Source organism: Streptomyces sp. NPDC028991 (assembly GCF_055564775.1).
The window spans coordinates 23530-33101 of sequence record NZ_JBVHVP010000040.1 but is presented as its reverse complement, the minus strand read 5'-3'; the positions used below and the strand labels follow the sequence as shown (position 1 = coordinate 33101).

Here is a 9572-nt window from a genome sequence, read left to right as displayed (position 1 = left end):
GACGGGGTGCTGGGGCCGAAGGCTGATGGGGCGTGGTGGCTGCATGAGGCGACGGTGGGTGTGGAGTTGGCGGCGTTCGTGTTGTTCTCTTCTGCTGGTGGTCTGGTGTTGACGGCCGGGCAGGGCAACTATGCGGCGGCGAATGTGTTCTTGGACGCGTTGGCGGCGCGGCGTCGGGCCGAGGGGCTGGTGGCGACGTCGATGGCGTTCGGGTTCTGGGATGTGGGTGCTGGTCTGGGTCAGTACTTGTCGGGGGTGGACCGGCGGCGGATGGCTGCGCAGGGTCTGCCGGTGCTTTCCCGTGATGCGGGTCTGGCGTTGTTCGCGCGGGGGCTGGGCCGTGGTGAGGCGACGGTGGTGCCGTTGCGGGTGGATGCCGCGGCCCTGCGTGCTCGTACCGACGAGGTGCCTGCTCTGTTGCGGGCGTTGGCGCCGGTGAGGCGTACGGCGGCCGCGGTGCTGCCGGGTGCCGGTGTCACTGGTGGGGAGTCGCCGGCCCGTCGGCTGGCAGGGCTTCCGGAGGCCGAGCGGCATCGTGCGGTTCTGCGTCTGGTGCGGGAGCGGGTCGCCTCGGTGCTCGGGCATGGTTCGGCGGAGGTGATCGGTGCCGACCGGGCCTTCCAGGAGCTGGGCTTCGACTCGTTGGCCGCGACCGAGCTGCGCAACCAGCTCAACACCCTGACCGGACTCCGGCTCCCGGCGACCCTGGTCTTCGACCACCCCAACGCCCTCGCCGTCACCGAGGTCATCGAGGAGGAACTGGCCGCCGCGTACCCGGAGACCCGCCCGGACAGCAGCGGGACGGACGGTGAGGACGGCATCCGCCGCGCCCTGTCGTCGATCCCGACCCGGCGCCTGCGAGACGCGGGCCTGGTCGAGACGCTGCTCGAACTCGCCGACGACGCCGGTGCACTGCCGGACACCGAGCGGGACGCCCTCCTGGCGGCCCTGGACGGCGACGACGAGGACGGCCCCGGCTACGCCGCGTACGACGACGGACCCTTCGAGAACGCCGAGACGGTCGTGACCGACGGAACCGACGGAACCGACGGAACCGACGAGACCGGCGGAACCGGCGAGACGGGCGGAACCGGCGGCACCGACGGGCGCGACGGCGAGGCCGGCAGCGACGCCGACACCGCTGACCGCGACGCGTCCCGCACCGGCCTCGACGACACCGAAGCCACCGGCTCGACCGCTGTCTCCCTCCCCGGCGACACCGGCGCCCTGCGCGCCGCCCGGGCGGAGACCGCACGGCTGCGTCGGGACAACCGCAGGCTCGCCGCGGCCCGGCACGAGCCGATCGCCATCGTCGGCATGGCCTGCCGCTACCCGGGTGGGGTCGCCTCGCCCGAGGACCTGTGGCGCCTCGTCACCTCCGGCGATGACGCGATCGTCCCCTTCCCGCAGGACCGCGGATGGGATCTGTCGATCCTGCGGGACCCCGAGGGCAGGCACCCCGACGGCCTGTACGCCAGGGAGGGCGGCTTCCTCGAGGGAGCCGCCGACTTCGACCCCGGGTTCTTCGGCATCTCGCCCCGCGAGGCCCTCGGCATGGACCCGCAGCAGCGCCTGGCCCTGGAGATGTCCTGGGAGGCCCTGGAGCGGGCCGGGATCGATCCCTCCTCGCTCAAGGGGAGCCGCACCGGTGTCTTCGCCGGCGTGATGTACCACGACTATCCGGGCAGCGACGGCAACGGCAGCGTCGTGACCGGCCGGGTCGCCTACAAGCTCGGCCTGGAGGGCCCGGCGGTCTCCGTCGACACCGCCTGCTCCTCCTCCCTCGTCGCGCTGCACCTCGCCGTGCAGGCGCTGAGGCAGGGCGAGTGCTCGCTCGCCGTCACCGGCGGTGTCACCGTGCTGTCGACGCCCGCCGTGTTCGCCGAGTTCGGCCGCCAGGGCGGACTGGCGCCCGACGGCCGCTGCAAGTCGTTCGCCGCCGCGGCCGACGGCACCGGCTTCTCCGAGGGGGCGGGCTTCCTCGTGGTCGAGCGCCTCTCCGACGCCGTCCGCAACGGCCACGAGGTGCTGGCCGTGGTCCGCGGCTCCGCCGTCAACCAGGACGGCGCGAGCAATGGGCTCACCGCCCCCAACGGCCCTTCCCAGCGCCGGGTCATCCGGCAGGCCCTCGCCAACGCCAGGCTCGCCGCCGACCAGGTGGACGCGGTGGAGGCGCACGGCACGGGCACCACGCTCGGCGACCCGATCGAGGCGCAGGCGCTCCTCGCCACCTACGGCCAGGACCGGCCCGAGGACCGGCCGCTGCTGCTCGGCTCGGTGAAGTCGAACCTCGGTCACACGCAGGCCGCCGCCGGTGTCGCCGGTGTCATCAAGATGGTGATGGCGCTGCGCAACGGACTGTTGCCCGCCACGCTCAACGTGGACGCGCCCAGCGACCAGGTCGACTGGACCGCCGGGTCGGTGGAGCTGCTCACCGGGCCGCGGGAGTGGACGGGCGGCGACCGTCCGCGCCGCGCCGGCATCTCCTCCTTCGGCATCAGCGGCACCAACGCGCACGTCATCATCGAGCAGGCGCCCGCCGCCCCGGCCGGAGCCGAACCCGGTGCCGCGCGCACCGAAGGCGCGAGTGCCGGCGGGCACCCGGCTCCCGTCGTGCCATGGTTGCTCTCCGCCCGCTCCCAGGACGCCCTGCGCGCCCAGGCGGAGCGGCTGCTCCACCACCTCGCGGCGCACGCCCCGGCAGCCTCCGGCAGCGGGGCCGGGGTGCCGCGACCGGTGGACGTCGCGTACTCCCTGGCGACCACCCGCACCGCCTTCGAGCACCGCGTGGCCGTCACCGGCGCCGACCGGGACGGCCTGCTCGCCGCGCTCGGCGCCGTCGCACGGGGCGAGGAGCCCGCGACGACGGCCGGCGAGGGACTGCTCGCCCTGCTCTTCCCCGGGCAGGGCTCCCAGCGGCTCGGCATGGGCCGCGACCTGTACCAGCGGTTCCCCGTGTTCGCCGAGGCGTTCGACGCGGCCTGCGCCGCACTGGACGAGCACCTGGAAAAGCCGCTGCGCGAGGTGATGTGGGGCGACGACGAGACCGCGCTCGACGCCACCGCACACGCCCAGGCCGCGCTGTTCGCACTCGGGGTGGCCCTGTACCGGCTGACCGCGTCGTGGGGCGTCACCCCCGACTTGGTGGCCGGTCACTCCATCGGGGAGGTGGCGGCGGCACACGTCGCCGGGGTGTTCTCCCTCGCGGACGCCTGCGCCCTGGTCGCCGCGCGCGGCCGGCTGATGCAGGCCCTGCCGGAGGGCGGCGCCATGGCCGCCGTACAGGCCAGCGAAGAGGAGGTGCTGCCGCTTCTCACCGACGGCGTCTCCCTCGCGGCGGTCAACGGGCCCGCGTCCGTGGTGGTGTCCGGCACGGCGCACGACGTGGAACGCGTCGCCGAGGCCCTGCGGGAACGGGGACGGCGCACGACCGCACTGCGCGTGTCGCACGCCTTCCACTCCCCGCTGATGGAACCGATGCTGGAGGAGTTCCGCGCGGTCGTCGCCGGCCTCTCCCCGCAGCGGCCCACGCTCCCGGTCGTCTCCAACCTGACCGGGACCGTCGCCGACGCCGACGAGTTGTGCACCGCCGAGTACTGGACGCGGCACGTCCGCGAGGCCGTCCGCTTCTCCGCCGGCGTCCGCGCCCTGCACGAGGCCGGCGCGACCCGCTTCCTGGAACTCGGCCCCGACGGCGTCGCGGCGGCCATGGCCCGCGAGTCGCTCCCCGAGGAGGCCGTCACGGTCGCCGCCCAGCGTCGCACCGTGCCCGGTGAGGAAGCCCTGGTGGACGCCCTCGCCCGACTCCACGGCCACGGTGTCCGCATCGACTGGGCGGCGTTCTTCGCCGGACTCGGCGCCCGCCGTGCCGACCTGCCCACCTACGCCTTCCAGCGGCGCCGCTTCTGGCCCGCGGAGATGATGGCGAGGGGCGCCGCAGCGGAGGCCGCGGGGCTCGCGCCCGCCGACCACCCGCTGCTCGGCGGCGCGGTGGAACTCGCCGGCACCGACGGCCACCTGTTCACCGGGCGGCTCTCCCAGGCCACCCACGGGTGGCTCGCCGACCACCGCGTCATGGGAGCCGTCCTGGTGCCCGGCACCGCCCTTCTCGAACTCGCGGTCCACGCGGGCACCGTCCTCGGCTGCGACCGCGTGGAGGAACTGACGCTGGCCGCGCCGCTGGTGCTGCCCGAACGGGGCACGGTCCAGGTGCAGGTCGGCGTCGGCGCCCCCGACGAGTCGGGGCGGCGCACCGTCGGCATCCACTCCCGGCCCACCGACGACCCCGGCGCACCCTGGACCTCGCACGCCGACGGCACCCTGGCGTCCGGCCCCGCGGACACCCCCGCCACCGGCTTCGACGCCACGGTGTGGCCGCCGGAGAAGGCCCAGCCGCTCGACGTCACCGGACTCTACGAGCGCTTCGAGGACACCGGGTTCGTCTACGGACCGGTGTTCCGGGGCCTGCGGGCCGCCTGGAGCAGGGACGGCGAGGTCTTCGCCGAGGCAACCCTGCCCGAGAGCGCCGACGGCGGGGCGTTCACCCTGCATCCGGCCCTGTTCGACGCCGGACTGCACGCCGGCGCGCTGGCCGGTGGCGACGAGGGCGGCACGGCAGGGGAGGACACGGGCCCCGGCCAGGTCCCGTTCTCCTGGAACGGGGTGTCCGTGCACGCCGTGGGCGCCTCCGCCGTACGGCTGCGGCTGTCCCGCGCCGACGACGGCACCCTCGCCATCGCCGTCGCCGACACCACGGGCGCCCCGGTGGCCACGGTCGCCTCCCTGGTGACCCGTCCGGTCGCCGCCGGACAGTTCGGCGGCGTGGGCGGCGCGGGCCGCGACTCCCTGTTCGCCCTGGACTGGATGCCCGTCGCGGACGCCGGTGACGTTGCCGCGCGCACCGACGCGGTGTCCGGCCCCCTCACCGTGCTCGGCCCCGACGCCGCTCTGCTCGGGACCGCCGACGTCGAGCGGGTGTCCGGCCTCACCGACCTCGGTGACCACGCCGGTGGCACCACGGGCGAACCGGCCGGAGGCGGTGTGCCGCCGGTGGTCCTGCTGCCGGTCGGCACCGCCCCCGCGGCGGAGCCGGGCACGGACGGCCGGATCGTGCCCGACGACGCGGCGGCGGCCGCTCGCACGGCGACCGTCAGGGTCCTGGAAACGGTCCGCGGCTGGCTCGCCGAGGAGCGGTTCGCCGCCTCCCGCCTGCTCGTCGTGACCCGGGGCGCCACCGATGGTGCCGACCCGGCCGCCGCCGCGGTCTGGGGACTCGTACGCGCCGCCCAGGCGGAACACCCGGGCCGGTTCGCCCTGCTCGACCTGGAGCCCGCCGCCACCGGCCCGGCCGGAGCGACGGACCCGGCGGCAGCGGCGGGCGGGACGGCGGCCCTGCGGGCCGCGGCACTCTCCGACGAACCGCAGCTCGCGCTGCGCGCGGGCCGGCTGCTGGCACCCCGCCTGGTGCGGACGCCCGCACCAGGCACGCCCGCACCCGGCACACCCGCACGCGGCACGACTGCGCCCGGCACGGACACGTCCTTCACGGACACGCCCACCACGGACGTGCCGGCCGGCTGGGACCCGGAGGGCACCGTCCTCGTCACCGGCGGCACCGGCGGTCTGGGCGCCGCCGTCGCACGCCACCTGGTCACCGCACACGGCGTCCGCGACCTGCTCCTGGTCAGCCGGCGCGGCCCGGCCGCCGAAGGCGCCGGGCAGCTCACCGCCACCCTGGAGGAGGCGGGGGCCCGGGTCACCGTCGTGGCCTGCGACGTCGGCGACCGGACGGCCGTGGAAACACTGCTGGCGGACATTCCCGCCGACCGTCCGCTGCGCGCGGTGATCCACGCGGCCGGCGTCCTGGACGACGGAGTCGTCGACTCGCTCACCCCGGAGCGGCTCACCTCCGTCCTGCGGCCCAAGGCGGACGCCGCCTGGCACCTGCACGAGGCCACAGCGGACCTGGAACTCGACGCGTTCGTGCTGTTCTCCTCCGTGGCCGGCACTCTCGGCAGCGCCGGACAGGCCAACTACGCGGCGGGCAACGCCTTCCTCGACGCGCTGGCCCGCCACCGCCGGGACCGCGGACTTCCCGCGGTGTCGATGGCCTGGGGCCCCTGGACCCGGGGCAGCGGCATGACCGGCGAGCTCACCGAGGCGGACATCGCACGCATGACGCGGGCGGGCATGCCGCCGATGACGCCCGAGCAGGGCCTGGCCCTGTTCGACACGGTCACCGGACCCGCGGGGTCCGCCCCGGTGGTCCTCCCGGTGCGACTGGACCTGGGCGCCCTGCGGTCCCTGGGCGAAGTGCCGCCGCTGTTCCGGTCGCTGATCCGGACCCCGGCCCGCCGGACCGCCACCGCGGCGAGCGCCGCGGCGGCCGCCGACCTCACCCGGCGACTCACCGGGCTCAGCCCGGCCGAAGGCCAGGAAGTCCTCCTCGACCTGGTGCGCGGTCAGATCGCGACCGTCCTCGGCCACGCCGGCCTGGCCGACGTCGAACCGACCCGCGCCTTCCAGGACCTGGGCTTCGACTCGCTGACGTCGGTGGAACTGCGCAACCGGCTCGGCGCCCTCACCGGCGTCCGGCTGCCGGCCACCCTGCTGTTCGACTACCCGACGCCCAGCGAACTCGTCGCCCACCTGTACGCCAAGGTCGCCCCCGCCGCGGCGGACGGCGCCGAAGCGGTGCTGGCGGAACTGGACAAGCTGGAGCGCGGCCTCTCCGGCATAGAGGCCGGCAGCGAGGAGTTCGGTGCCCTCTTCGACCAGGTGGCCGGCCGGCTGGAGGTGCTCCGCAGCAAGTGGCAGTCGCTGCGGACCGAGGCGGGCACGGCGCCGGGGGAGAAGGCAGGGGACGAGTCCTTCGACTTCGACTCCGCCTCCGACGAGGACATGTTCGACATGCTCGACAACGAACTCGGGCTCTCCTGACCTCCCTCCGGGCTGCGGGCCTGCTGCGGCCCGCAGCCCGGAGCGACGCCCGGCCCGCCGACCGACTCGCCGACCGACCCGCTGGCCGACCCGCCGGGCCCGGTGCCACCGGCACCGGGCCCCGCGGTATCCGGAGGTCCGTGCACCCGGTCCCCCTGTCCCCACCGGTGGGGTGACGCCCTGACGCCCCGCCCTACCCGCTTCCCGCGTTCGCGGCGACCGTTTCCCGGGCGGGCGTGCGGTGCGACCGGCGCGACAGACCTGGTGGGCACCGGCGTGCTCGTGCGTCGGCGGGGACGCCGTGCCCGTCCGGGCAGATCGCGTGCCCGGGGCGGGCGGCGGGCAGCCGGACGGTCCGACCCCACGGCCGCGGGCACCGGGACGGCGGGCGGAGCCCGCGGACCGGGGACGGCAAGGCAAAGGCCCGCGGACACGGGGTGTGCGTCCGCGGGCCTTCGCCTTGCCCGCACTCCGGGGGGTTTCGTGCGGGAGTCAGAGGGGCCGGCGGAAGCCGCGCAGGGCGGCGACCATGCCGGCCAGGGCGATCACCGCGCTGATCAGCACGGACGGGATCGCGTGGTCCAGGCCGGGCACGTCCAGGGCGAGCGCGCGGCTGGCGTCGATGGCGTACGTCAAGGGGTTGACCGCGGCGACCGCGGCCAGCCAGTCGGGCAGGTCGGCGACGGGGACGTACGCACTGGAGGCGAACATCAGCGGGAAGATCACGATCAGGGCGAGGTTCTGGAGCGGCTCGGCCCGCCGCAGCCAGGCACCGGCCGCTATGAACGCCCAGCCCAGCGAGAAGCTGATGAAGACCGTCAGTCCGGCGGAGAGCGCCAGTTCGGCCGCGCCGCCGTTGGGGGAGTAGCCCAGCACGGTGATCGCCAGCACCATGATGATCAGCACCTGCACGGTGGCGCGCACCAGCCCCACCAGGCTGCGCGCGGCCGGCAGCGCCCCAGGGTGCACGGGGAGCGAGCGCAGCCGGGCGACCATGCCGTTCTTCTGGTCCTCCACGAGACCCACACCGGACTGCATCGCGGACTGGGCGGCGTTGTCCACCAGGATCGCCGGCAGCACGTAGTCGAGGTAGCTGACACCCTCCGGGAAGTGCGGCGGCATGCCCATCTTGCTGAACACCTGGGTCAGGACGAACAGGATGACCACCGGCTGGATCAGGCCGAACAGGACGATGCCGGGGTCGGTCACCATGGCCCGCAGCGACCGCCCGGTCAGGATCCGTATCTGAGCGAGGAGCGACGTCCCCCCGAACACGGGCGCCGTGCCGACCGCGGTCCGGGGCGCGGCCGGACGGGGGGCCGGGGGCAGTTGAGTGGTCACGGGGTCCTCCACAGGAGACGTCGGGCGCGGTTCCGCCCGCCGGGTCGTGTCGCGGTGGTCGGGTGGTGGGTGTGCGTTGTGGGTGTGCGTCGTCGGGGCCGTCCGGGCCCCCGGCGGGGGCCCGGGGCCTCACGCCGGCGAGCGGGACGCGGACTGATCGGCGAGTGCCAGGTACACGTCGTCCAGGGTGGGCTCGCCGAAGGCCAGCTCGGTGGCCTCGACGCCCACCTGGTCCAGGGCCCGGACGACCTCGGCGATCTCCCGGGTGGCGTCGATCGGGACGACGACGGCCCGGGGGTCCTCCTCGCCGGACACCGGGGCGAATCCCGCGCCGCGCAGTGCCGCGCCCGCCGCGTTCCGGTCCTCGCCGGTCTCGAGGGCCAGGGTGACCGTGCGGCGGCCGACGGTCGCCTTCAGCTCCGCGGCGGTCCCGGCGGCGACTACCCGCCCGGCGGACAGCACCGCTATGGAGTCCGCCAGCCGGTCGGCCTCCTCCAGGTACTGCGTGGTCAGCAGCACCGTGGTGCCCTGCTCGACCAGACCCTCGACGATCTCCCACAGGTTGAGCCGGCTGGACGGGTCCAGGCCGGTGGTCGGCTCGTCGAGGAAGAGCACCGCGGGCGCGCCGACCAGTGACACGGCCAGGTCGAGGCGGCGTCGCAGGCCGCCGGAGTAGCCGCTCGCACGCCGGTCGGCGACCTCGGTCAGCTGGAACAGCTCCAGGAGTTCGTCGGCGCGTGCGCGGGCCGCCCGTCGCCCGGCGCCGAGAAGCCGGGCGATCAGTACGAGGTTGTCGCGTCCGCCGAGCTGCCCGTCCACGGAGGCGAACTGCCCGGTGAGCCCGATCCGCCGGCGGATCTCGACGGGCTGGCGGGCCACGTCGTACCCGGCGACCGCGGCCCGCCCCGAGGTGGGCGGCAGCGCCGTCGTGAGGATGTTGACCAGGGTGGTCTTCCCGGCGCCGTTGTGGCCGAGCAGCCCCAGGACCGTGCCCCGGGGGGCACTGACGCTCACCGAGCGCAGGGCCTGGACCGGGCCGAAGGACTTGGTGACGCCGTCGGCCTCGATCATCAGGTCACCGGGCCCACCGGCCGGCCCGGACCGGGCGGCGATGGGCGTGACGGTCCCGTTCATGAAGTGTGCTCCCGCTGGGTGGGGCCGCGCCGGGTGAAGGGCGGCCGGTGGAAGACGGAGTACGTTCCGCGCAGGTCGGCAGGTCGGCAGGTCGGCAGGTCGGCAGGTCGGGAGGTCGGGAGGTCGGCAGGTCGGCCGGCGACCGGCCGGGCACGCAT

3 protein-coding genes are annotated in these 9572 nt (G+C 75.3%); 1 reads left to right on the top strand and 2 read right to left on the bottom strand.

Annotated elements, in window-relative coordinates; genetic code table 11:
* Window positions 1-6939, top strand: a 6939-nt coding sequence (locus ACZ4V1_RS34885; protein WP_468344848.1) for a type I polyketide synthase, incomplete at its 5' end; no start/stop codon positions are given.
* 492 nt (window positions 6940-7431) lie between these two features.
* Here ACZ4V1_RS34885 and ACZ4V1_RS34880 read toward each other — a convergent pair.
* Window positions 7432-8280, bottom strand: coding sequence for an ABC transporter permease (locus ACZ4V1_RS34880; RefSeq protein ID WP_468344845.1), 849 nt, complete (start codon window positions 8278-8280; stop codon window positions 7432-7434).
* Between the two features lie 129 nt (window positions 8281-8409).
* Window positions 8410-9414 carry an ATP-binding cassette domain-containing protein gene (locus ACZ4V1_RS34875; protein ID WP_468344842.1) on the bottom strand — a complete coding sequence of 335 codons (1005 nt, stop codon included), beginning with the start codon at window positions 9412-9414 and terminating at the stop codon, window positions 8410-8412.
* Window positions 9415-9572 lie beyond the last annotated feature (158 nt).